Genomic DNA, 23417 nt, shown 5'->3' on the forward strand with positions numbered 1-23417 from the left:
TCAATCAGTAACACGTTCCGCTCCATTGGCTGTCTCCTCCAATCGTTGCCTGGCAACAGCGATACCTTTACGAATGACCTCTGCGGAGGCGGAATCCTCGAAGCCAGCCAACGCTCGGCGCCAGTAACCGATCGCCTGTTCATAGCGGCCATCGTCGAAAGCCTCAACCCCCAGCATGCCCAACACTGTCGGCTGACGCGGATCCTTATCGAGTGTTTCATCTACCAGCGCCTGAACTTCATAGGTCAGGCTGCCTCCGGCCACATAGAATTTCAACTGAGCCAGTTGGGCCAGAAGATCGGCTCGGCGGCCTTCCAGTTCGATCAATCGCTCCAGGGCGCGAATCGACCGATCTGGCTGACCGACCTTCTGGTACAGCGGAAACAACAAAGCCCAGACCTTGGGATTATCCGGCTGACTCTCGGCCTGCTCTTCGAGCCGGACAATCAGGTTCTCCGGTGAGGCACCGGGAGAGTTAAGAACCTCCTGCACCACGGCATACAGAGCCAGATCGCCATTGGCGCCCACCCATCGATAGCCGGTTACGGTGGCGGCAATCAATGCCGTTATCACCAGAGGGATAACAAAACGTCCTGCCAGCGGGTTCCTGAGAGGCACGCGACGACGGGCCTCGGTGTCCTCCAGAAGATTGCGTTCAAGCTCGTGACGGCTTTCTTCAAAGCGTGCGACGTCAACCTCGCCGCGCTCGCAGGCGCTTTCCAGTGCCGCAAGCCGACGCTCATACACGGCCAGATTCTGCTCCTCCGCGCGGTCATCCGTTTCAAACCCTTGCTGCCAGTCATGGATCGCCCTTGCTCGCCGTAACGGTAGACTCAGGAACCACAGCGCTATAAGCAACAGTGTGCCGATACTTAACCAGAGCATAGTCATTCCGACCTCTCACGATGACGATGAATCAAAGAGGACAGGCGGGCACGCTCCTCCTCGGATAGCGGCCGAACTCGCCGGTGTCTGCGTGCCTGGACAAACGCAATCACAACCAGGCCACCACCCACTACCAACGCCGCCGGCAACGCCCACAGCAGCCACGTGCGCCCGTCAAGGCGCGGATTGTAAAGAACGAACTCGCCAAAACGATTAGCCATGAAATCGAGGATCTCCTTATCCGCACGCCCCTCATGAAGCATCAGCGCTACCCGCTCCCGCATGTCCGCCGCCACCGGCGAATTGGAACTGTCGATGGCTTGCGCATCACATTTAGGGCACCGCAAAGACGCCGTAAGGTCGCGATAACGCTCCGCCATCACCGGATCCTCGAAATGACGCGCATCGATTGCCGTGTCCGCCATCGACTGGAACGAAGCCAGCAAAAGCACGATGACCACACAGCAACGGCTCTTCAGGGTTAGTGCCATTTTTCTACCTCCGCCATGACTTCATCCACCTGGGCGGGCGTGATATACCCAACGTGCTTGTATCGAACGATACCGTTTGCGTCGACCAAGAAGGTTTCGGGCACGCCATACACGCCAAGCTCGAAACCCAGGTCACCGGCAGGATCGAAGATGTTGACCTCGAAAGGTTTTCCAAACTCTTCAAGAAACTGTCGTCCCAGGTCGCGGGCGTCTTTATAGTTGATGCCCACCATCTGAACGCCGCGCTCAGAGAGCGCCAGCAACTGGGGCATCTCCTCCTTGCAAGTCGGGCACCAGGAGGCCCAGACATTGACCAGAGACATCCGGCCACGAAGCAGGGATTCATCCACCTCGGCGCCGGGTTCCTCCAGCGTTGAGAGCGTGAACGACGGAAACTCCTGACCCCACAAGGCCGACTCGCGAGCACTGGGATCCAGCGAAAGCCCCCGGTATAAAAAGAAGGCCAGGCCAACGAATACCAGAAAAGGAAGCAGCAGCAACAGCCGGCGTATCATGCGCGGACCTCGCGCGTCGGCCCCGTCGATTCCCCGTTAGCGGCGACTGCACGGCGACGACGGTAGCGGCGGTCTGCCACGGCGAGGACGCCCCCGAAAGCCATCAACAGCGCACCCAGCCATAGCCAGCGTATGAAGGGCTTGACCTGTATGCGCATTGCCCAGCTACCGTCGTCCAGCTCCTCACCCATGGCCACATAAAGGTCCCGAAGCAGGCCAGGATGCAGCGCGACATCGGTCATCGGCTGCCCTCGGGCAATGTACAGGCGCTTCTCCGGGTACAGGGTGGTGACAATCCGGCCTTCACGGGCAACCTCGATGGTCGCCGTATCGGCGAGGAAGTTGGGCCCCCGACGCTCGCCCAGTTCGGTCAGCGTAAAATCGTACCCGCCCAGATTCACCTGCTCACCGATATCAAGCCGCACATTACGCTCCATGGCGTAGTTCGACACCATCACCACGCCCACGATGGTGACGGCCAGGCCCACGTGGCCGACCACCATGCCCCAGTATGAAGGGGTCAACTTACGCAATCCGGACAGCGCAGAGGACGCATTGCGGACTTTATCAAACAGGTCGCGCACCAACGCCAGTACTACCCACAGGGCCGCCACCATCCCCAGCGCCACGGCGACATTCCACTGGCCGTTGTAAAGAAACGGTATCGATATCGCAATCGCCAGTGCGGCCAAGCCCGCCCCCAGTAGTCGCCGGAACAGCTCCCGACCGGGCATCTGCTTCCAGCGTGAGACCGGCCCCAGCCCCATAAAGGCACACAGCATGACGGTCAGTGGCACGAACAGGCTATTAAAGTAAGGCGCGCCGATACTGACCTTGCCCAGCCCGAGTGCATCCAGGATCAAGGGGTACAGGGTGCCCATCAGGACCGTGATCGTCATGATGACCAGCAAAATATTGTTGATCAGCAACAGAGCATCCCGGGAAAGCCAGCTAAAGCCCGCATTGGCGCTCATTCGCGGCGCCCGTAGCGCAAAGATCAAAAGCGAGACGCCGACCGTTATTCCCAGCAACGCCAGAATGAAGAGCCCCCGAGATGGATCATTGGCAAAGGCATGAACCGAGGTCAGTACCCCTGAGCGCACCAGGAAGGTGCCCAGTAACGAGAGTGAGAACGTGAAAATCGCCAGCAGTGCCGTCCAGCTCTTGAACGTGCCGCGTTTTTCCGTGACCGCCAGTGAATGTATCAGCGCTGTCCCGCTCAGCCAGGGCAGGAGCGATGCATTTTCCACCGGATCCCAGAACCACCAGCCGCCCCAACCCAGCTCATAGTAGGCCCACCAGCTACCCAGAGCGATGCCGAGGGTCAGAAAGGCCCAGGCAATGTTGGTCCACGGCCGAACCCAGCGCGTCCAGGCCGCATCGAGACGCCCTTCGATCAGCGCAGCGATGGCAAAAGCAAAGACCACTGAAAAACCCACATAGCCCATGTAAAGCATCGGCGGATGGATGATCAGGCCAACATCCTGCAACAACGGATTCAGATCGGCACCGTCGGCTGGCATGCCCGGCAACAGGCGATCAAAGGGACTGGACGTAACGACGATGAAAAGCAGGAACCCTGCGCTGACGACACCCAGAACTCCCAGAACCCGTGCCAGCATATCCCGTGGCAACTGGCGGGAAAACAGACTGACGGCAAAGCCCCAGCCACTGAGAATCAGACTCCATAACAGCACCGAGCCTTCATGAGAGCCCCAGACGGCGGTGAACTTGTAGTACCAGGGCAGCATCGAGTTGGAATTACGGGCCACATAATCCACGCTGAAATCATCCAGAAGAAAACTGGCGGTCAGGCTGGCATAAGAAACCAGTAGAAAAACAAATTGCCCCCATGCCATGGGCTCTGCAAATGCCATCCACAACGGGCGCCGGGTGGCGGCTCCCAGCAAGGGCACGGTCGCCTGAAGCAGCGACAGGCAAAGTGCAATCAATAACGCGAAGAGACCAACTTCAGGGATTGTCAGGGTAAGCATTTCGGGGCCGTGTTCGGTTGCGGGTTCGGCGATGACCGAACCTATCGGTGAAGGTTTCTCAGGTATTGCTTCGTCAGCCAGCCACAAGGCCAGCTGACGAATTCTCTATTACTTCCGACCAGGTTGGCGGGTAACGCGCAGATACGGTGTCTGCTCATCCCATCCGTCGGGGAAGCGCTCTTTGGCCTCTTCGTTGGAGAGCGACGGAACGATGATCACATCCTCGCCATTCTTCCAGTCCACCGGCGTGGCCACTTTGTGGTTGTCGGTCAGTTGGAGCGAATCAATGACGCGCAGGATCTCGTCCAGATTGCGCCCGGTGCTGGGCGGATACGTCAGCATCAGACGGATTTTTTTCGCGGAATCGATAATGAATACCGTTCGAACAGTCACCTTGGGATCGGCTTTTGGATGGATCATTCCGTACTGGTCGGCAACCACCTGATCCTTGTCTGCCAACAGGGGAAAATTGAGCCCCTTGCCCTGGGTTTTCTCGATATCCTTCGCCCAGTCTTTATGGGAGTCGAGCGGGTCGACGGAGACCCCGATCAGCTTCACACCGCGACTGGCGAACTCGTCCTTACGCTTGGCGAAGGCGCCGAGCTCTGTGGTACAGACAGGGGTGTAGTCGGCGGGGTGTGAAAACAGCACGGCCCAGTCGTCTCCCAGCCACTCATGAAACTGAATGTTTCCCTCGGTGGATGCGACGGTGAAATCGGGAGCGGTTTCTCCAAGTTGCAATGTCATCGTTTCATTCTCCTTTGCTTTGGCTGTCGTTCTCGGTTCGTCAGTACAGACGATATCTTTAAAGTCAACTTTAAGGTCAAGGCGTTTGTCAGATGTTTTTTAGCCTGATCCATCGAGCTCGACGTTCGTGCCCGATTTTTCGGGTATGAAACTGACATAGAGGAAAAGCACGGTGCCCAGCACAATGGCGATATCGGCAAGGTTAAAGGCTGGCCAGTGCCAGGATTGCCAATAGACATCAAAGGAATCCACAACATAGCCACGAAATATCCGGTCAATCAGGTTGCCCACGGCACCGCCAAGAATAAGGCTGTACGCGATGGCTTCTCCCCTGCGGCGGCACTGAAGAATCAGCCCGATCAGTACAATCGAGACAACTACCGCGACTGTGATAAGAAAGTATCGCTGCCAACCTCCGCCATCGGCAAACAGGCTGAATGCGGCGCCGGTGTTCCAGACATGAACCCAGTTAAAGAACGGGGTCACCGGAATCGATTCGCCATACGCCATTGACTGCTGGACCAGCCATTTTACAACCTGATCAGACGCCGCAATCAGGCCCGAAATCGCCAGCAGGCTATACGGCAAGAGTTTTTTGGTAACGATGGACATTGTTTAACCCTTAAGCGCCAGGATGCGCCTGGCACCGTTGAGTACGATAATCCCCGCGATGCTGCCGATGATCAGGTCCGGATAATTGGAGCCAGTCCATGCGACCAGGGCGCCAGCGGTAATGACCCCCAGATTGATGACCACATCGTTGGCTGAGAATATCCAGCTCGCCTTCATGTGGGCACCGCCCTCCCGATGTTTGGATATCAGCAGCAGACAGGTGGTGTTAGCGATCAATGCGATGAACGCAATCCCCATCATTGCCAGCGACTCCGGCTCACTGCCGAAGACAAAGCGCCTCACCACCTCTGCGAGTGCGCCCACAGCCAGAATCAGTTGGAGTACGCCCGCGAGATGCGCCGCACGCACCTGCATTTTCACGCTGTGCCCAACCGCATACAGGGCGAGCCCATACACGGCCGCGTCGGCGAAATTGTCCAGGGATTCTGCAATCAGTCCGGTAGACTGGGCGATCAGGCCGGCCGTCATTTCCACCGCAAACAGGACGGCATTGATACCGAGCAACCAACGCAGGGTGCCGGACTCCTGCTCGGCCGAGATAGCCGTACCCCCGACCGCCTTGATTGACTCAGGGTCGGCAGCGGCCGTTTCCTGAAGCGAAGCTCCCAGCCCGAGGGTTGCCAGCTTCGCGGTGATAGGCTCAGCCTCGCCATCGTGCACAACCTTCAACCGCCGATCAGACAGCTCAAAGGACAGCCCGCGAATGTCTTCAAAACCGTTCAGGGCCAGGCGAATCATCCGTTCCTCCGAAGGACAATCCATCTTCGGTACGGTATACACACTGATCCAGTTGCCGGACGCTTCAGAGGCCCACGACCCGGTATTACCCTCGGCGGGTGTTGCGTCGCAGCCACAGGCGTCTTCACAGGATTTACTCATGATACGGCTCCACTTGAGTATTGTCGGATTATGATTTAAAACTATATAGTCACTATAAGGTCAATAGAACAGATACCATTTGTCGAGGAGAAGCCCGATGCGCATTGGTCAGTTGGCACGGTCCGTAGGCGTCGATACCCAGACCATCCGTTTCTATGAGCGAGAAGGCTTGTTACCACCGCCGGATCGTCAGGACAACGGCTACCGTATTTACACCGAACGGCATGTTGAGCGACTGGCCTTCATCCGGCGCTGCAGAATACTTGAGCTGTCACTCGCTGAAATTCACGAGTTACAGCGTTATCAGGGCGCGCCCCATCAGCCTTGCAGGGCCATCAACACCTTGCTTGATGATCAGATCGCTCATGTACAGTCTCAGATAACCGATCTGCAGGTACTGGAGAAACAACTTGTGTCGCTGCGAGCAAGTTGTAACGATGATCGGGAAATTGAGGCCTGTGGGGTTCTCGAAGGGCTCAGCGAAGGAAGCATGCAGTAGTAGCCTGAAGCAGGTATGCTCAGTATTAGGGTAGCCAGCGTGGAAAGATCAATATACTTGCGTAGGTGCTGAACATCCGCTCCCTGGCGGAGTTTTTCGACAACACGGAGCCTGAGTAGTCGGCAGATAGAGCAAGCACTTCATCATGTCTTGTTTCGTTGAAAAGGCTGCATCAACTGTTGCCAGTAGTTCATTGGTAATTCGGCGCTGAAACAATACCAAGATCCTTAGTGCTGATCGCTCGCTCGGAATCGTAGTAAGCCGTGCCGTGCAAGGATCTTAGCGGCAATGGGTGAAGTGATCATTTGTATCACTGCAAAGAATGCGGCAGGAATCGCAATTTCTGAAGGTAAGCCAGATGCGGCGACAAAAGCAGCAGCAATGCTAAATTCTTTTTTGCTCACGGTGAAGAGATAGGTAATCACTTCTTTCCGGTCAGAGGTTAGCAACCGTGAGGACATTCCTATCAGGTAGCCAATCAGATTAAGACTCAGGGCTGCTCCAGCAATCAAAAAAGCGTACCAGCCATAACCAATGATAGTTTCTGCGTTTGGGCCTACTACAGCCAGTAGTATCAGAAGATATATGATTGATCCAATTCCCGCGTACGTTGAATCATGGCGTGCAAAAAAATCTGGAAATCCTGTGCGTAAGCTCACTCCAACAACAGTGGGAACGAGAACGATCAAGGCTAATTCAAAGATGATTGCCCCGAGAGGAACTTCCAGCTGTATTCCAGTCAGCCATAAAAAAACGAATGGAACAATGAATGGCGATAGTGCTGTATTGACCGCATTAAAAACGGCTGCTAAGGCAACATTCCCCCGCGCCATTAATACCAGCAGCGGAGACGAAACATCTGTCGGCAATGTGCCAAGCAACGTTTGACCTGCTGCAAGAGGTCCGTTCCCGAAAAATAAACGGCCAGTCAGAAAACCGGCAATCGACATCGGACCATAGACCAGACCTAGTGCTAAAAATTGCCTTGAAGGTTTGCGAAAGACCACTCGAACGGCATGTGCGTCGAAGGTAAGACTGATGACAAGCATCAGCAGCGCGAGCAGTGGACCGATAAAGGGCTCTAGGTGCGTTCCTAACCCTGGGAATACTAAGACCAAACCAGCTAAAGTGATAACGAACCAAACAAGATTAGACTCCACAAAATAGATGAATCTGATCATATCTTGGAGTCCACCGTGCCCGATGAGGTTGGGCGACCTTCACACTGCGCGAACAACTCGATGGCTTTGTCGCAATAAGCACAGTGCCCATCGCAGCAGTCGTGCATCAGAAACGCTATGAGATCAGCAAGTACAGGAAAAATAGCACTGTCTTCGATCAGAAGAGCGTCGTCGGTGAAAATACGGTCGTCCAGACGGTATGCGAAATGGCCATCGGTATGGCCCGGCGTGTGAATCGGCTGGAAGCTGAGCCGACCGACCTGAAAGGGCCTCCCCTCCTCAACTCCTACGTCCGTGCAGGGCAGGCAATCCATGGCAGGCGCCGCGATTTTACTGCCCGCTTTCTGCTTTAGCTCGCGGGCGGAAGTGATGTGATCGGCGTGGATATGGGTATCCAGAGTGTATTCCAGCTTGAGCCCCAGCTTTGATACCTCTGCCAGGTCGCGCTCGACCGAGTTGATAACCGGATCAATCAGGACCGCTCGTCCGGTTTCCTCGCAGCCCAGAAGATAGGTGTAAGTGCTGGATACGGGTTCATACAGTTGTCGAAAGATCATGTGTTGTTCCCTGTCTGCGTCGGCGCTTCCATCCGCAAATGCTACCATCAACCTGCATGCTGCATGGGCAACCAACCCGGCTTGCTGTGTGCTTTATGAGAAAGAAGCTGCGTATATCTGGGATAGGATCCAAGCGTGCGTCAGCGAAAACTCTAGCCGATTCCGCGGCGACGGCTGCCTGGCTGATGTCGTATTTCGGCCCAGATAAAGAGGGCAGCACCGAGGACGATCCATACGTCCGCCAGGTTGAACGATGGCCAGTGCCACTGGGCATAATGAAAATCGAGAAGATCCTCGACGTAGCCCAAGCGTAAGCGATCTGCGACATTGCCCAACGCACCGCCGAGGATAGCGCTGAGTGCGAGCCGATAACTCAGTACGCTCGGTGAACGCCAAAGCCAGTACACCAGTAACGTCGAGATAACCAAGGCCAGCCCGATGAAAAGCGGCTACTGCCAACCGCCGGCATCCGCTAGAAAGCTGAACGCCGCCCCCGTATTGTGGCGGTGGACCCAATTGAAGAAGGGCGTGACCGATACACTTTCTCCATACATAAGCATGGTACTGGCAAGGTACTTGCTAGCCTGATCCGCCAGCAGTAACAGGAGCGAGAGCCACAGCCAGCGCATCGTTTTTCTCGGCTCGTGGGCTTTCTCTGCGAGCCAATTGCCATAAGTAGACAAATTCCTTCCTCCTCACCCAATTGAAAATCTGCTCGCTATAGAGTGGCGGGCGTCATGTACCCAGCCGATGATACTGGCGAATTCGAAGAAGCAGGAGCAAGCCGAGTCCGAGTGCGATCACACCAAGGACAGGCCAATCCCTCCAGCGCACATAAGGGGTCGCACCAGTTCGCGGTGTCACCTCGACGCTGAGGCTGGCTACGCGGAACTGAGGAGCGCGCTTGAGGATCTTTCCCTCGTAGCTGACAGCTGCTGTGATACCCGTGTTCGTGGCTCGCAGTAGGTCACGTCCGGTTTCGATGGCACGCATGCGGGCCATCTGGAAGTGCTGGAGAGGGCCGAGCGAGCTGCCGAACCAGGCATCATTACTGACATTCACCAGCACCTGCGCTTCGGGCAGAAGTTCCGTGACTTCAGCACCAAAGACCGCCTCGTAGCAGATGAGTGCCCCTACGGGCACCCCTGCTGCATTCAGGACGTGCGCGTCCCGTCCCGGTGTAAAATCGGACATGGGCGCCCCGAGCACGTCGAGGGCCGAACCCAAAAACTCCCGAAACGGAACATATTCACCGAAGGGCACCAGGTGGCGTTTGTAGTAGAAGCCTGAGGGATCGGAGAGGCTTACCACTGCATTATAGGCGCGGCCATCCGCCTCGCGTACCGGGACGCCAATCATTAACAAGGTGCCTGCCTGATCGGCTAACGCCTCAAGCTCAGCAAGATATTCTTTGGCCTGGTCATGCCACATCGGGATTGCCGCTTCTGGCCAGATCACGATGTCGGCCCCGAGATGCTGCTTCGTAAGCGCCTGATAGCGCTCAATTGTGATTTCCCGGTAATCCGGGTCCCATTTCTTGTCTTGCGCGATGTTTCCTTGCAAGAGGGCGACATCGATAGGGTCAGCGGCTGGCTGCGTCCACTCGCGGTCCAGGAGCTGCAAGCCAGCGAGAGTAACGATTAACACGGCACCGGCTACCGCTGCACGGCGCAGGCTTGGGCCTAAGATAACCCACGCAAGACCGCCGGCGAACAGTGCCACCAGAAAACTCACGCCAAGCACACCAAAGACAGGAGCGATAGTGGCGAGTGTGGTGTCGGTCTGGCTGTAGCCGATAAAGAGCCAGGGAAAGCCGGTCAAGAACCAGGTGCGCATCCATTCACTCAACACCCATGCCGCCGGTAGTCCTAGCCAGAGCGCCATCGCATCCATCTCAGGTCTCAGGCGGCGCACGAGATAGGCGACGCCCCATGGGAAGAGGGCGAGCAGCGAGACAAAGGCCGCTGTGGCTAACCCCGCCACCACAGGGCCATTGCCGTACTGGCTGATGCTGATGAAGACCCAGGAGACACCTACGCCGAAGTAACCAAGGCCAAAGAGGTAGGCCGACCATAGCACCTGACGCTTTGAAGATTGCGCGGTCAGGGCAAAAAATGCAGCCAGAGCGATCATTGCAAGCCATGCCCAGCCCACAGGGGCAAAGGCAAGCGGCATGGCGCCTCCGGCAAGTAGAGCTATCCCCCTTGTTAGAAGCTCCTTGTGGCGCATGCCCGTGGAGGGTAGCGCGTACTTATCACCCAATGCTCTCGCCTCCGAAGCCAGTATCAACCCTGTGGCTCATGCTTTTTTGCTCCGCTCAATTCAGTCCGCAGCCACAGGCGTCTTCACAGGATTTACTCATGATACGGCTCCACTTGAGTATTGTCGGATTATGATTTAAAACCATATAGCCACTATAAGGTCAATAAAGCAGATACCATCTGTTGAGGAGAAACCCGATGCGCATTGGTCAGTTGGCACGGTCCGTAGGGGTCGACACCCAGACCATCCGTTTCTATGAGCGAGAGGGCTTGTTACCGCCGCCGGATCGTCAGGACAACGGCTATCGTATTTACACTGAACGGCATGTTGAGCGACTGGCCTTCATCCGGCGCTGCAGAATACTCGAGCTGTCACTCGCTGAAATTCACGAGTTACAGCGTTATCAGGGCGCGCCCCATCAGCCTTGCAGGGCCATCAACACCTTGCTTGATGATCACATCGCTCAAGTACGGTCTCAGATAACCGATCTGCAGGTACTGGAGAAACAACTTGTGTCGCTGCGAGCGAGTTGTAACGATGATCGGGAAATTGAGGCCTGCGGGGTTCTCGACGGGCTCAGCGAAGGAAGCATGCAGTAGTAGCTTGAAGCATTACGCACCTGCCTTTTCAATTGCGTAAATCCAGTCAGTCCGGAACCCCTTCAATGGTGCGGGTCATCAAATCCACCATGGCCGGGCTGTCCCATTCCGCGGCACCGACCAGACGGCCAATTTCGCGACCGTCGTGATCAATCAGCAGCGTTGTAGGAACACCTTCTATGCCCAGTGTTGAGGTCGCCAGTGTCGACGGATCAATATAATGGCGAAGATGTTGGATGCCTGTTTTCCGGTAGAATTTCTCAACAACACTGATGCCTGCGTGGTCAACGGACAGCGGGACCACTTCAAATTGCTCGCCGCCCAGTTGAGCCTGAAGTGAGTCCAGCGTCGGCATTTCCTCACGGCAAGGCAGGCACCAGGTCGCCCAGATATTGAGCAATATCGCCTTACCCTTAAAGTCAGCCAGTGTCAGCGGCCTGCCGACTTCGTCTTGAAAAGCCAGCTCGGGCAGAGTGCGAGGGGACTCCCAGATCAGGAAACCCTGGGGCCCCACCGACTTCGGAACCTTCCCTGCAGCCATAACTTGAGCGGCTATGGAAATAGCAAGCGCGAAAAGGACTACGGCGATTCCCCGGGCGGCAGATATGCGCTGGTGACTCATTGGACATTACTCCTGATTACAGTGGTCGGTTTGTTGCCGGCATGGTGCCCCACGCGTTACTCACTCTGTAACAGCTCTTCAATTCGCCCGTGCAGTCGGCCCCAGAACCCATCATCGGCTGCCGCGTTGGGGCCTTTGGCAATGGCCGTCAGGTAGGTCACCAGGTGTTCAGGCTTGAATTTCAATCCATGGAACCGGGCCCGCATCTGCCCTTCCGGGTCAATCACGTGGGTTACCACACCATGGACCTGTACACCCTCACCCGTATCCCTGAACTGAACGCCGTAGGCTTTAGCAAGTTCTGGTGTCAGTTCAGGTGGTTCCATCCTGGCTCGGTAGAGGAATTGCCAGTTGCGGGGATTCAGATCGAAATTCTCGCCGTAGGCACGCATGTTTCTCCGGGTGCCTGCAACATCTTCCCGGTCCGTGGCAATGGTGATGAACACCACCTCTTCACTCAGCCCTTCTTCTTCAACCCCGGTTTGCAACTGCCGGATCAGGTTCATATGCAAAGGGCAGGCCTCGGTACAGCGCGTGTAGAGAAAGTTAAGCACAACGGTTTTGCCGTTTAAGTCGGCAAGGGCAAGGGTATTGCCATCAACGCCTGTAAGATCAAATTCAGGGGCCGGCTGATCCACAAACTGGGCATACCGCTCTTTCTCGTTCAACGAGGCCTCCACATCTTCCATGGAATGGGCCATGGCATTGGTGCTGACCTGGGCAACCATGGCAATCAGCAATTCTGAATACACTGTTCACAGTCATTCTCCATTTGAGTTGTTTTCCGAAGGGAGTCCCGGTTTATTGTGGCTTGATATCGTCCAGATTCAGCGCAACGGGCAGGTCAGCTGGTGCCAGGCAAACGCCCTCGTCACTGCAGGCCTGTACCCGTACCGTCATGTCTAGCTTGCCTGCCTCTTTCAGCGCGGCGGTCTGTTTTTCGTCTGGCAGCAGCCGGATACTCGCACCGTCGTCGTACACCTCCAGGGCGGTGTCACCCAGTGTGATGTCACTGACCCTGCCGCGGGGGTACTGGGTCGGGATGTCAAGCGACTGACCGTTGACCGAAGAACTGGCGACGGTGGGAATCAGGAACTCCAAGGAGGCCGGGTTGGCGTTCACGTGCCAGCCCGATTCAATGTCCAGTGTCAGAATAATTTCACCGGTCTCCCCTATCAGGGCTTTGCCGCCTTCCGCAAGATTGAGGCGGACCTTATCGGAAGAATCTGCCAACCCCGTGCGGGCAACTGGTGCCTGGGGGTCGGAATTGGCTCGTTCGGTCTGGGCCGAGCCAGGAGCGTTTCCGGAATTGGTACCGATCAACGTGAACGCCGCGATCGCGATCAGAAAAACCGCTACGCCGGTCAGCAATACTTTGGTTCGGGTTGTCATGGTTCATCTCCAGTAGCTAGCGTTGTGAGTTCTCGGTGCGGTTGATCGCCTCGACCAGGCTGTCGGTATCAAATAGCCCAGTGAAACGGGCGACAACGGTGCCGTCAGCGTCAAAAATCGCCGCAAAAGGTAAAGCCTGCCCTCCCGTTGCGGTTAACAATGCGTCTTTTTCGGGATCGCTTGCTGTCACATCAACCTGAATCGGCACCATGCCGGCCCGCGCTACGGCTTCAGCCACAGCGGGCTCTTTATACACGGTGCGCTCCAGGACCTTGCAGTTGATGCACCAATCGGCAGTGAACTCCAGCAAATACGGTGTGTCCCGGGCTTTTGTGTCCGCCAGGAGTTCTGCGGAGTAGGGCTGCCAGACAAGTTCGTCTTCGCCGCTGCCCAACGGAGATGCGAATACCACTGTCACCGCAAGGGCAAGGCCTGTCGCCGTTGCAGTGATCACGCGAACGGCACCGCTCCCCTGAACGAAACGACGGAGACCCCAGACCAGCACCAGCGCCAGCCAGGCCCACCACAGCCAGGGGTATACCGCTTTGGGCACCAGGCTCGCGCTGAAAAAGACGGCGGCGGCCAGCAATATCAGCGCGAGCACTTCACGAATGGCCAGGGTCCAGGGGCCCGCCTTGGGCAACCGGCTCAGCCACTCGGGCCTGAGCATCAGTACCGCGTAGGGCAACGACAGCCCCAGCCCGATACTGCCGAATATCCCCATGATGACCGGTGTCGGCTGGGTAACGGCAAAGGCCAGAACGCCACCGAGGAATGGTCCTGCGCAGGGCGCGGCCAGAATCGCACTCAACAGCCCGGATACATAGGCTTCAAAGTAACGCCGGCCATGCGCCGAGGCGGCGAATGTCGGGACGGGGATGGGCAGATCGAGCCAGGTAATCACCGCAAACCCGACCATTAACGCAACCAGGACGGCCACGAATAGCGTTGACTGGAACAACGTGCCCCAGTTCCACTGCAGCAGTGCGGTCAGGCCGCCCAGCGTCAGGAAAAAGGTGAGTGTTCCGGCCGTGAATGCCAACGCGGCCAGCACCCGATGGGACCTCTGGCCGCCCGCCTCCCGCAGGATGGTCCGGACCTTGATGGGAATCGCGGGCAGAACACAGGGCGTCAGGTTGAGCAGTAGACCTGCCATAACCGCCATCATGATCTGGCCGGCAATGAGTAATGAGGGCAGCTGATCCATTACTCAGTGACTCCCAGCATCCTGCCGAGCGCTTCCTGGCTGGGCACACCAGTCTGGCCCCGCCATTGTCCGCTCGTGTCCTTGAACAGCAGCCCTGGCGTCCCGCTGAAACCCGCCTCGGCCATCCACTGACCGTGTTGTTCGAGGGCCTGTTGAAGGTCGGCCGGGATCGGAGTGAGTTCAGAAATGCCGCGGCCGTCACCGCTTTTTCCGAAGTTTTCCTCAAACACCTGGAGCGCCGCGGCTCGATCCTCTGCGTTCATGATTGCTGCAGAAAGCCCCAGGCTGGACGGTTTGAGAAACCCGACCATGACCCAGTGCAACCTGACTTTCCCCTCCGCAACCCAATCCCTGGTTTGCTGCCAGAATTTGTGGCAAAAAATGCAGTTGGGATCCGCGAAGATATAGACCTCAGGGGCATCTTTACCGCCCTCGCTCACCAGATGGGGGTCCCGGGAGAGCTGCTCGGCAACCGACGCATACGTCGGCTTCGGTATATAACGAGCGGAATATTCGCTGGTCAGATCGTTGCCATCACTCTCCAGAAGTGCGCCGGAAAAAGTGAGGTCACCGAGACCATAGAGGATTCCGGTTTTCCCGTCGCCGGTCTTTACAACATAGCCGGTCACGCCCTCGGCTGGCGTGGAGAAGCGTTCAGTCACCGTAAAACCGATTCTCTCCTGCAGTGCCTTGATTCCCGGGTCCATTGGAGGGTTGGCAGACAAACGTGAAAAATAGTCTAAAAACACCCCTAACCAAATGAATTAGTTGTAGTTTAGCCCGTATTTTTCGGCTCATGTTTGGGGTTAACCTGATCACCGGCCGTCCCTTGAGGGGTAAGCTCAGCAAGTTTCAAATCAAACAACTGCTGCCCTACCGGACGTCTAAAGTCCAATGTGTAATCTCCAAAACGATTGATATGACGGGTTCGGTACGGCGATAGCGCTTTCAAGACATCTTCGGTGATGGCGATCCCTTCCGCTGCCATATCGCGTAACACCCGGCTGAGGGCTTCGACGTTGTGTAAGATAAGCATATTCGCCACCAGGTGGTTGTACTTCACCACCTTTTGCTGTTCGTGCCGGAGGTTGGCCGCAATGATGCCCTCGCCACCAAAAAAACTCCATTTTGCAAACCCGTTAAACTGCTCGTTCTTGTTGGTTGCGGCGTGAATGGTCTGACGTAATTCCACATCGTCGATGTAGTTCAACAGGAAACCGGTCCGCACGACCTTACCCAGCTCCCGGAAGGCGAAATACAGTTTGTTCTTGCGGCTGTAGGTTCCCAGCCGCCTCAGGATCGTTGATGCCGTAATTTTACCAAGCTTGATGGACACGGCCACACGCAACATATCCGGGAGGTGTCGTTCAATCCGCGCCCAGTCTATATGACCGTTGAACAGCTCTTCGATATGCGCGTAACGGAACCGCCTGTCGGGCCGGTAGAAGTTCAGATCCTTGATATTCCGGATACGCGGCATCAGCTTGATCCCCAGTAGGTACGCCAGCCCGAAAACGGGATAGCTCTGGGCCTGCGTATCACCGTGCAAGGTATCCGGCTGGATATCGCTCTGGTTCTCAAGCAATCCGTCGAGGATGTACACCGCCTCGTGAACCCCACAGGGGATGAAGTGACTGAACAGCGCGATGTAGGTGTCCGAGACGTGGTAGTAACCGATACCGCCGTAACCGCCATAGCGGATGTGGTATTCGCTGAGCAGGTTTTGCTCGTAGAGGTTCCATTTAGTGCCGTCGGCGGCAGCCCGTCGGCCTGTGCCCCAGTAACCGGGCAGTTCGTATTTTTTGTACGCGTTGATGACCTTGACGACCGCGCGGTCCAGTCTATCTTCTGTGACGTGGTTGAGATTGAGCCAGGCCACTTGGCGACGGTTCAGTTGCTTGATAGAGTCCGCCGTCTGGGAGGGACCCAGATTGCAGCCGTAGCAGAAGAGCGTAGCGATGAACCGTAGCCTGGGATTTTCCACGCGCCCCTCGTAGCCTGACAGTGGCCCGAATTCACGGTGTAACCCAAGCCATCGCTCCGCATCAACCAGTACGTCGACGATGCTGCGGGTGCCAAGCCGCCGCGTGATGTCGTCATCCAGGGCCTGCCAATTGGTCGGTGACCCCTGCTTCTGGTTGCGTTTGATCACGATGCGACCGTCTTCGATTGCGGCGTGTGTATTGTCCGGGAAGGCGGCATCCACCAAGCGGCTTACCTGAGTCAACTGATCTTTGAGATGGCGGCTGAGAGCCTTCGGTTCGATGGGAAGCTCCACTTCCAGCCCGTACTGATCAATTTCCTGCTCGTAATCCGACCAGCTCACCAGTTGATCGCGATGGTCATCGAAGCGATCCCCGTGAACAACCGCCAGATCGGCAGACTTCAGTTCCTGTTTCACCAGATTCAAAACGGCCAACTCAAAATATTTACGGTGAACCGTCACACTGTCCGGCCGGATGAAAATCAGACGGCGCCACTTTTCGAGCGTCCACTTGGTCTGCTGGATGCTTTCGACCAGATCCGGCGCATGGACCCGCAAATCCAACGTCTCGGCTTTCAATGAACGGGTCTTCCGGAGTAACTCGATCAGTTGAATCGACAGTAAGTCGCTGGAGGTGCTTTGAAACGTGAGTATTTCCAGGCAGTTGTACAGCAGGCTGCGTTTGGTTCGAAACGGTCGCAACATGAACGGCAGGTAGTTATTGCCCGCGTAGGCCAGATGCTCCTCGCATTCGTCCAGCCACTCCTGGCGCTTGTCTCCGACAACGGCCTGAAGCGATTGCCACGGGTTCGGCTCGGCCTCCATGGCAGTCAACACGTCTTTAAAGCAGGAGACCAGTCGATCGGTGCGCTGGGTCTGCTCCATTTGATAGGCCAGGAGATTTTGCTGGGCGGTGGTTTCCAGTTGCCTCATCAGCTTGATCAGAAGCTCGGCGGTATCATCCAGCGCCTGGGCATACTGTTGCCGGATCAGGACCACCGCCAGGGCATAGCGTTTACGCGCAGGGATTCGAGCCATTTTGGCCACATCCAGCGCTCGTGCTTCGTGGGCGAACTGTCGCCGCTTGATCACGGGAATTGATTTGACACCCGGCAATTGCTCGACGATATCCTTCAGCCACTTGAGGTGTTGCAGGTAGGACCGGATTTCTTTATTGGTCGGCTTGCGGATTTCTCGCTTCAGTCGTTGCCAACCGCTGATCTCGATTCCCGGTGGCGATACCAGCAAGTCATTGACCAGTGCCTTTGTTTCGTCGTTGAGTTCGCTGACGATGGACCGGTAACAGCGGTCATTGACGGTGGCCCGGGCATTCTTGGCGAGCCTCAATAACACCGTAAAGCCGGGAATTTCGAAACGGTGACGCACCAACTCTTCCAGAAGGATATTGATGATATCGGCCAGCACCTCGCGGGACTCGGCGGCTTTCGTTGCTTGGCTCGATAGCCAAGCATGAGCCGCCTCGTCCAGAGTCCGGCTGCCCACATAAGTTCGAATCCACGGGATATGGCGTTTACGGGTGGCAGAACGATCATACTGTTGTCGTTGGGCTTTGGTCGGCTGCTTGTCGAGACCAAGGCACTGCGCAATGTGACGACGCAAATCGCCCGGCAAATCGACCGACGAGGAAAAGAACCCTTGTTTCTGATACGCCTTCAGATGCAGTAATAGAAAGAAGCGCTCCTGGATCTGCCTGGTGCGCCGACGAGCCCAGCGCTGTTCGACGGCCGTCGGCGTGTACACTGCATCAAGTTCCTGTTGCGGGATATCCGTCCGAAACCGTGGGTAGGCTGTTTCCTGAATAGCACTCATGACCGGCTCAATCCCATGCTTGCCCGGTGGCCGGGTCCGTGATCAGTGTCTCCACCCAGCAGGCTTTGTCGGACGCAATGCGGTGTATCTCATCGATCAAGTCGTCCATCATTTCGTCCAGCTGCTCATCCGACGTTGCAGGCACCTCAATGCGGTAGTCTCCATTGTTCTGCTGTTCCATCTCGAACGGTTTCAGGCAATGGGCTTCGATTACCGTGCGGGCCTGGTGGTGTTTCCGGCTGCGAGGGCGTTGCGGCTCCAAGGTGAGCTGGACGGTTAATGCCCGGTGTCGCGGTTCGGAGACGCTCGCCAGGCGTGGCTGGCCGACAGAAGACGCCACTTGGGTTGGGATTTGCATCAGGGCCTGCTCGAACGGCGATTTAGCTTCAATGTATCGCAAGGCGGACTGGGTATCCTGCCAACCGACGTACTCCATCAGCGCTTTGATTTCCCAGCCGGACGCACTGGCCCAGGTGGCAAAACCGCGTCGCAGCGAGTGGCTGCTGAACGCTTCCACAGCGTCAATGTCTGCGTCGGCCAGAAGCTGGTGCAGTAGCGGCACGATGCTGTTCGGGTGCAATGAAGTATTGGAAATATTCCCCCAGCGATCAATCGCCCTGAATAGCGCACCGCTGGGCTGGTTCAAAAAGTCCAGCCAATCCTGACAGGCCTCCACGGGACAGCACTGCCTCAGAGCTGGCACCTTGTACAGGCGACCTTCGGCCTGACGATCCCCCTTGCTCCTCCGCAAGTACAAGGACATACCGGCAGCGGGGGCCAGTGCGACATCTTCAATGGTTAATCGGCAGAGTTCGTCACTGCGAAAGGCTCGCCAGAATCCGAGCAAGACCATGGCCCGATTGCGCAACCAGACCCCGAGACGCCGGGCATCGTGCTGCCGCGCCTCCGCGATCTTTCCGGCCAGCCACTGATCCAGTTGCTGGAGCTGGGTGATGGCCAGCGGCTTGGCCTGTTTTTGCCGGTACGGATGCTCTTCGCGAATGCCCTTCAGAACCGTGCGTACTAAAGGAGCTTTCGTTGGATCTGGAAACCCCTGATCCCGGTGCCAGCGAGCCAACGCCGCCAAGCGCTGCTTCAGAGTGGCAGCAGAAAGACGTCCGGCATGGTCGGCCAGATAGCGAGCCACGCTGTCGGCTGTTGCGGGCAGAAACCCGCCCCAGGTCACCTCAAAATGCTCGACCGCTGACCGATAGCTGCGCCGGGTATTGTCCCGAGTGGCGGCGCGAACGTACCGATCAATCGTCATTGGGCGCACCGACGTCGTCCGACTTCGGCAGTGCTCTTGTCGCTTCCCTTATCCAACGTTCGGCTGCTTCGCACACGTGTTGATCGAGTGGTTCGGCTTGTTTGTGCATCTTTGATCTCCTGGTGCGGCCTTGGTCCGGGGCGGCAAATCGACTCATATCGTACCGAGCATCGGTCAGTATAGCCGTCGAAATGAGCATCACAATGGATAACTCTGGATTATCACATGTCTGTTAAGCTGTACTTTCCAACGATCTTTCTGGTGTATATAGTATGTAATTACATAATACGTACACCAGTACGAAATAAACACGAGGACACCATAATGGCCCGAGGCGGCATCACCCAACCCCTGGTCGAGGACGCCCGTAAACGTCTTCTGGCTCGCAATGTTCACCCCTCCATCGACGCCATACGAGCCGAGCTGGGCAACACCGGCTCAAAGACCACCATCAGCAACCACCTGAGAGCGATTGAGGCGCGTGAAGGCACCCGTCTAGACGACGAAGCGCTTCTGAGCAACCACGTAACCGACTTGGTGGGCCAACTGGCTCGGCAATTACGCCAGGACGCGCAGGAGACCATTGAGCAGGCCGAACAGCGCCACCAGGCCGAGGTGGCTGGCCTGCAGGAAGCTTTAACAGCACAGACCGCTGAAACCAGGCAACACCAGGCGCAAAATGCAGTGTTGGCTCAGGCCCGGGATGATTTACAAACGGAGGCCCGTGGGCTGCGTGAGGCGCTCTCAAAACTCGAAAGCGATAACCGCGCACAGGCCCAACGCATTGAAAGTTTGACTGAGCAGGTTCAGGACAAGCAACGCCAGGTGAATTCACTCGAAGAAAAACACAACCATGCCCGGCAGGCGCTGGAGCACTATCGCGGCTCCGTGAAAGAGCAGCGCGATCAGGATCAGCGGCGGCATGAGCAGCAGGTCCAGCAAGTCCAGGAAGAGCAACGCCACCTGCAACAAGCCCTGGCCGTGAAACGTGACGAGCAGACCCAGGCCACCCGGGAGATCACCCGGCTGTTCACGGAGGTGACTGAAACTCGAAAGCAGTCGGATCAGTTGGCCCAGCAACTGGGCGAGCGGGAGCGCGAAAATCGTCGTCTGGCCGACAAAACGGTACGGCTAGAGCAGCAAGTCGTGGCGTTACGCCAGCGAAAGGCTGCCCTTGAAAAGCAGCAGCGCGTGAACGACCAACAGAAAGCGAAGTTGCAGCAGCTTGAAACCGAGCTGAGCGTGAAGAATGAGCTGTTGGATCGCTTGAGCGCTGGCAACGACTCCGACGAGGTGGACAGAGTTTCTTGAAATTCCTCCAGACTATGTTTTAAAGCCTACTGCAAGGCTATTGTCGCTCAAGTCTCAGGTGTTTTTCATTGGGGAGCCCGCGTGGTTTGGATGACGGGTTTAGGGCGACGTGTTGTCCGGTCTTTTGTCGTCCATCATGCTTAGCTGTAAAAATAAAAGTCGTTTTTTTTCCTCTGTTTCACGGCATACATGGCCATGTCTGCCCGCTCTACCAGCGTTTCCGCCCCCGCCCCGTCTTCAGGGTACATTGCAATCCCGATGCTGGTTCCGATAGAGACACGAAGGTCGGTGCCCTCAAACTGAAAAGGGGTTTCGAGCGAGTTCAGAAGTTTGCGTGCGACCGTTGCGGCGTCCTTTTTTTCGTCAAGCGAGGGCAACAGGACCGTAAATTCATCACCACCATAGCGGGCAAGGGTATCCCCCTCTCGCAGACAATGTGTCAGACCGGCGGCGACTTTTTGCAACAGCTGATCGCCAACCCCATGCCCGTAGGTATCGTTTACCGCTTTGAAATCGTTCAGGTCGATAAAAAGCACGGCAAGCTTCTGCCCATTACGGCTCGCCTGACTGACAGCCAAGGTAAGTCGGTCCATAAACAGGCTCCTATTCGGCAGCCCGGTCAGTGTATCGTGAGAAGCATGAAACTCCATCAATGCCAGTGTCCGTTTGTGCTCCGTGATGTCCCGCACAATGCCCAAAAAAAGAGGCTTTGCTGGAGGGGGCTTTGCATAAGTTAGCGCGGTGTCGTTCGCCTCGAGCGGAGAGGCAACTGTAATGTCACAATCCAGGTAACCGATCCCTCCATGGTAAGTTTTAAGTTTGATCTCTTGGGTTACTGACTCTCCCACCTCGTTCTTACCAAATAACAGTGGAAGCTTAGCGATGTCACCCTCATGAACGAGCCGAGAAAACGGTTGGCCAATCAGCTCCTCTGTCGGTAATCCCAAGAGACTCTCGGAGTGATGATTCAGATAGTTGATGCACTTGCGCTCATCCAGTGAAAAAACCAGATCCGGAAGATGATCAAGTGTGTGCTTAAAAAAATCGGCCGTTAGCGGGTTAGACCAGCCCGTAGCCGCCTGAGAGCGGGCCTGCCGTCGTTCTAAAACCGTGCCGCCGACAGCCCGAATTAATTCATCTACATCGTAGGGCTTTCTTAGATAATCGCAGGCACCCAGCTTGAATGCTTGCCTGACGATGCGATAGTCGGAATGCCCGCTGATAATGATGACCGGAGCGTCAACGCCCGTTTCTTTCAACCAGGCCATGATCTCTAAACCGCTCTTTCCAGGCATGCGGATATCCAACAAAACCAGATCATAGGCATTCTCTCGTAATCGCTGGCAGACGGCGTCGCCATCCTCGGCACCGTCAACCTCGAACCCCTTGTCACGCAATATCGAGCATAAACTGTTAAGCAACCGCGGCTCATCGTCACCAATGAGCAGCCGCCCCAAATACTCTGAAGTTTCGCCGGTGACGTGGGGAGTTATATCAACGTCATCACTGGCGGAGTTTTCGCTGTAGTATTGCAAGATGGACACCAGTATGTCGGAGCAAGGGATTTGCTCCGATGATCAACCCGATAATAATAAACTGTACATTTTGACCTCACTAAAAAGCCTGAAGTCATCATCTCCCGCTTTTGGCCGCAGAGATGAAATGCGTTCATAAATTGCGTGTTAAGAAAGCCCCGATACAACAACCACGCCCCTGATCTACAGCGGAAAGTCAGTTTGAAGAGACGCACTGAGCGCTTTGGTTAGTTCGCTCGGTAAACCAATGGCTTATTGATCGTCTGCCACTAATCTCCAGGTGGTTACTTCCGCCGTTGAGATCCCTTCATTTTTGAAAACGCGCTTTACAGAAGCTTGCACGGGCCCATGTCACCATAGGAAATTATTGGACGTGTATGGACCCCCTCCTCTATTGCGGTGGTGTGGACCTCTGTGGAAACTCTGTTTAACTCACTTGCGTGCTTCCGATAGCGCCTTCACATGCTAGCCGCAGCCATGCTGTGGTCATAGCCCGTCTCATTCTTTACCAATGCCCAGGCGCAGGCCGGACAAACGTGCCAGTGGTGGCGCCACCAAGATCGGGGCTCGCTGGTAAGGGCGTGCCAGCCAAAGCAACACCGGCAGCAGGCGCGCTGGCGGTGTGCCAGCGGTCAGATCAGCCGCCCTATCAGGGCGGATCAGTTATCGCTGGTGTCAGCCAGGTAGGCTCCGTCCTCGTCATGGACTTCCTGGCCGGTCACCGGCGGGTTGAAGGCGCAGATCAGGCGCATGTCCTCGGTACCACCGTACAGAGTGTGCTTGTCATGGTTGTCCAGGGCATAGAGGGTACCGTCGGTAATCTCGTGAACTTCACCCGTGGCGAGGTCCTTGATGCGCCCGTTACCGGCAACGCAGTAAACGGCTTCCAGGTGGTGCTTGTACCAGAAAGTGTGCTCGGAGCCTGCCTTGATGATGGTTTCGTGGAAGGAAAATCCCATTCCGTCCTTCTTGAGCAGCAGGCGGCGGCTGGTCCACTGCTTGTCGCTGACTTCACGCTCGGTACCAA

General features: G+C 56.4%; 22 protein-coding genes and 1 pseudogene. 3 read left to right on the top strand and 20 right to left on the bottom strand.

Annotation, left to right across the window (positions count from 1 at the left end):
* The 7 genes from ccmI to FO268_RS16760 form a co-directional block, all read right to left on the bottom strand.
* On the bottom strand, positions 1-885 hold the full coding sequence (gene ccmI / locus FO268_RS16730) for a c-type cytochrome biogenesis protein CcmI (protein WP_225316802.1): 885 nt from the start codon (positions 883-885) through the stop codon (positions 1-3).
* 2 nt (positions 886-887) lie between these two features.
* Positions 888-1376 carry a cytochrome c-type biogenesis protein gene (locus FO268_RS16735; RefSeq protein ID WP_094625687.1) on the bottom strand — a complete coding sequence of 163 codons (489 nt, stop codon included), beginning with the start codon at positions 1374-1376 and terminating at the stop codon, positions 888-890.
* Complete coding sequence (locus FO268_RS16740; protein ID WP_091700878.1) at positions 1367-1891, bottom strand: DsbE family thiol:disulfide interchange protein; 525 nt, start codon at positions 1889-1891, stop codon at positions 1367-1369. The genes FO268_RS16735 and FO268_RS16740 overlap by 10 nt, the downstream gene beginning before the upstream one ends.
* A complete protein-coding gene (locus FO268_RS16745; RefSeq protein ID WP_091700881.1) occupies positions 1888-3885 on the bottom strand; it encodes a heme lyase CcmF/NrfE family subunit in 1998 nt (665 codons plus the stop codon). The genes FO268_RS16740 and FO268_RS16745 overlap by 4 nt, the downstream gene beginning before the upstream one ends.
* A 108-nt stretch (positions 3886-3993) precedes the next feature.
* A complete protein-coding gene (locus FO268_RS16750; RefSeq protein ID WP_058089838.1) occupies positions 3994-4632 on the bottom strand; it encodes a peroxiredoxin in 639 nt (212 codons plus the stop codon).
* A 99-nt stretch (positions 4633-4731) separates the two neighbouring features.
* A complete protein-coding gene (lspA, locus tag FO268_RS16755; RefSeq protein WP_141066969.1) occupies positions 4732-5244 on the bottom strand; it encodes a signal peptidase II in 513 nt (170 codons plus the stop codon).
* Between the two features lie 3 nt (positions 5245-5247).
* On the bottom strand, positions 5248-6144 hold the full coding sequence (locus tag FO268_RS16760; RefSeq protein WP_150994391.1) for a cation transporter: 897 nt from the start codon (positions 6142-6144) through the stop codon (positions 5248-5250).
* Between the two features lie 97 nt (positions 6145-6241).
* Between FO268_RS16760 and cadR (FO268_RS16765) the strand changes: the two genes are divergently transcribed.
* Entirely contained in the window at positions 6242-6643 is a 402-nt protein-coding gene (cadR, locus tag FO268_RS16765; RefSeq protein WP_150994392.1) for a Cd(II)/Pb(II)-responsive transcriptional regulator, read from the top strand.
* Between the two features lie 227 nt (positions 6644-6870).
* Here cadR (FO268_RS16765) and FO268_RS16770 read toward each other — a convergent pair whose 3' ends face one another.
* The 4 genes and pseudogenes from FO268_RS16770 to lnt form a co-directional block, all read right to left on the bottom strand.
* A complete protein-coding gene (locus FO268_RS16770) occupies positions 6871-7824 on the bottom strand; it encodes a bile acid:sodium symporter family protein (RefSeq protein WP_058089841.1) in 954 nt (317 codons plus the stop codon).
* Positions 7821-8381: an MBL fold metallo-hydrolase gene (locus FO268_RS16775; protein ID WP_011784895.1), complete on the bottom strand. Its 561-nt coding sequence runs from the start codon at positions 8379-8381 to the stop codon at positions 7821-7823. The genes FO268_RS16770 and FO268_RS16775 overlap by 4 nt, the downstream gene beginning before the upstream one ends.
* A gap of 152 nt (positions 8382-8533) precedes the next feature.
* Positions 8534-9010 (bottom strand): annotated as a pseudogene (lspA, locus tag FO268_RS16780) (signal peptidase II).
* A gap of 106 nt (positions 9011-9116) precedes the next feature.
* Positions 9117-10556 carry an apolipoprotein N-acyltransferase gene (gene lnt / locus FO268_RS16785; RefSeq protein WP_011784893.1) on the bottom strand — a complete coding sequence of 480 codons (1440 nt, stop codon included), beginning with the start codon at positions 10554-10556 and terminating at the stop codon, positions 9117-9119.
* Positions 10557-10840: 284 nt separating this feature from the next.
* Between lnt and cadR (FO268_RS16790) the strand changes: the two genes are divergently transcribed.
* Positions 10841-11242, top strand: a complete 402-nt coding sequence (gene cadR / locus FO268_RS16790) for a Cd(II)/Pb(II)-responsive transcriptional regulator (RefSeq protein ID WP_150994393.1) — start codon at positions 10841-10843, stop codon at positions 11240-11242.
* A 46-nt stretch (positions 11243-11288) separates the two neighbouring features.
* Here cadR (FO268_RS16790) and FO268_RS16795 read toward each other — a convergent pair whose 3' ends face one another.
* The 7 genes from FO268_RS16795 to FO268_RS16825 form a co-directional block, all read right to left on the bottom strand.
* A complete protein-coding gene (locus FO268_RS16795) occupies positions 11289-11864 on the bottom strand; it encodes a TlpA family protein disulfide reductase (protein ID WP_150994394.1) in 576 nt (191 codons plus the stop codon).
* 56 nt (positions 11865-11920) lie between these two features.
* Positions 11921-12616 (bottom strand): SCO family protein, encoded by a 696-nt coding sequence (locus FO268_RS16800; protein ID WP_011784891.1) that lies wholly within the window; start codon positions 12614-12616, stop codon positions 11921-11923.
* 49 nt (positions 12617-12665) lie between these two features.
* On the bottom strand, positions 12666-13256 hold the full coding sequence (locus FO268_RS16805) for a protein-disulfide reductase DsbD domain-containing protein (protein WP_091704921.1): 591 nt from the start codon (positions 13254-13256) through the stop codon (positions 12666-12668).
* A 16-nt stretch (positions 13257-13272) separates the two neighbouring features.
* Positions 13273-14463 carry a protein-disulfide reductase DsbD family protein gene (locus tag FO268_RS16810; protein ID WP_091704924.1) on the bottom strand — a complete coding sequence of 397 codons (1191 nt, stop codon included), beginning with the start codon at positions 14461-14463 and terminating at the stop codon, positions 13273-13275.
* Positions 14463-15170, bottom strand: a complete 708-nt coding sequence (dsbG, locus tag FO268_RS16815; protein WP_225316803.1) for a thiol:disulfide interchange protein DsbG — start codon at positions 15168-15170, stop codon at positions 14463-14465. Before dsbG ends, FO268_RS16810 begins: the two co-directional genes overlap by 1 nt.
* 68 nt (positions 15171-15238) lie before the next feature.
* The gene (locus tag FO268_RS16820) at positions 15239-18277 is read right to left on the bottom strand and encodes a Tn3 family transposase (protein ID WP_225316804.1); all 3039 of its coding nucleotides are present in this window, start codon (positions 18275-18277) and stop codon (positions 15239-15241) included.
* Positions 18278-18284: 7 nt separating this feature from the next.
* The gene (locus FO268_RS16825) at positions 18285-19544 is read right to left on the bottom strand and encodes a site-specific integrase (RefSeq protein ID WP_150994396.1); all 1260 of its coding nucleotides are present in this window, start codon (positions 19542-19544) and stop codon (positions 18285-18287) included.
* Positions 19545-19868: 324 nt separating this feature from the next.
* Between FO268_RS16825 and FO268_RS16830 the strand changes: the two genes are divergently transcribed.
* A complete protein-coding gene (locus FO268_RS16830; protein WP_191966981.1) occupies positions 19869-20855 on the top strand; it encodes a DNA-binding protein in 987 nt (328 codons plus the stop codon).
* Between the two features lie 140 nt (positions 20856-20995).
* On the opposite strand, the gene FO268_RS16835 is transcribed toward FO268_RS16830, so the two are convergent.
* Together FO268_RS16835 and FO268_RS16840 are read right to left on the bottom strand one after the other, a co-directional pair.
* On the bottom strand, positions 20996-22390 hold the full coding sequence (locus FO268_RS16835) for a diguanylate cyclase domain-containing protein (protein WP_150994398.1): 1395 nt from the start codon (positions 22388-22390) through the stop codon (positions 20996-20998).
* A gap of 659 nt (positions 22391-23049) precedes the next feature.
* Positions 23050-23417: ectoine synthase (locus FO268_RS16840; protein ID WP_150994399.1), on the bottom strand; the 368-nt coding region annotated here is incomplete at its 5' end.

Origin of the sequence: Marinobacter denitrificans, assembly GCF_008795955.1 — a bacterium.
In the GTDB taxonomy this organism is placed as follows: Bacteria; Pseudomonadota; Gammaproteobacteria; order Pseudomonadales; family Oleiphilaceae; genus Marinobacter; species Marinobacter denitrificans.

Excerpts from the sequence above, each read along its gene's own strand:
- ccmI (WP_225316802.1), bottom strand. The coding sequence starts at position 885 with ATGCTCTGGTTAAGTATCGGCACACTGTTGCTTATAGCGCTGTGGTTC.
- FO268_RS16735 (WP_094625687.1), bottom strand. The coding sequence starts at position 1,376 with ATGGCACTAACCCTGAAGAGCCGTTGCTGTGTGGTCATCGTGCTTTTG.
- FO268_RS16740 (WP_091700878.1), bottom strand. The coding sequence starts at position 1,891 with ATGATACGCCGGCTGTTGCTGCTGCTTCCTTTTCTGGTATTCGTTGGC.
- FO268_RS16745 (WP_091700881.1), bottom strand. The coding sequence starts at position 3,885 with ATGCTTACCCTGACAATCCCTGAAGTTGGTCTCTTCGCGTTATTGATT.
- FO268_RS16750 (WP_058089838.1), bottom strand. The coding sequence starts at position 4,632 with ATGACATTGCAACTTGGAGAAACCGCTCCCGATTTCACCGTCGCATCC.
- lspA (WP_141066969.1), bottom strand. The coding sequence starts at position 5,244 with ATGTCCATCGTTACCAAAAAACTCTTGCCGTATAGCCTGCTGGCGATT.
- FO268_RS16760 (WP_150994391.1), bottom strand. The coding sequence starts at position 6,144 with ATGAGTAAATCCTGTGAAGACGCCTGTGGCTGCGACGCAACACCCGCC.
- cadR (WP_150994392.1), top strand. The coding sequence starts at position 6,242 with ATGCGCATTGGTCAGTTGGCACGGTCCGTAGGCGTCGATACCCAGACC.
- FO268_RS16770 (WP_058089841.1), bottom strand. The coding sequence starts at position 7,824 with ATGATCAGATTCATCTATTTTGTGGAGTCTAATCTTGTTTGGTTCGTT.
- FO268_RS16775 (WP_011784895.1), bottom strand. The coding sequence starts at position 8,381 with ATGATCTTTCGACAACTGTATGAACCCGTATCCAGCACTTACACCTAT.
- lnt (WP_011784893.1), bottom strand. The coding sequence starts at position 10,556 with ATGCCGCTTGCCTTTGCCCCTGTGGGCTGGGCATGGCTTGCAATGATC.
- cadR (WP_150994393.1), top strand. The coding sequence starts at position 10,841 with ATGCGCATTGGTCAGTTGGCACGGTCCGTAGGGGTCGACACCCAGACC.
- FO268_RS16795 (WP_150994394.1), bottom strand. The coding sequence starts at position 11,864 with ATGAGTCACCAGCGCATATCTGCCGCCCGGGGAATCGCCGTAGTCCTT.
- FO268_RS16805 (WP_091704921.1), bottom strand. The coding sequence starts at position 13,256 with ATGACAACCCGAACCAAAGTATTGCTGACCGGCGTAGCGGTTTTTCTG.
- FO268_RS16810 (WP_091704924.1), bottom strand. The coding sequence starts at position 14,463 with ATGGATCAGCTGCCCTCATTACTCATTGCCGGCCAGATCATGATGGCG.
- dsbG (WP_225316803.1), bottom strand. The coding sequence starts at position 15,170 with ATGGACCCGGGAATCAAGGCACTGCAGGAGAGAATCGGTTTTACGGTG.
- FO268_RS16820 (WP_225316804.1), bottom strand. The coding sequence starts at position 18,277 with ATGAGTGCTATTCAGGAAACAGCCTACCCACGGTTTCGGACGGATATC.
- FO268_RS16825 (WP_150994396.1), bottom strand. The coding sequence starts at position 19,544 with ATGACGATTGATCGGTACGTTCGCGCCGCCACTCGGGACAATACCCGG.
- FO268_RS16830 (WP_191966981.1), top strand. The coding sequence starts at position 19,869 with ATGGCCCGAGGCGGCATCACCCAACCCCTGGTCGAGGACGCCCGTAAA.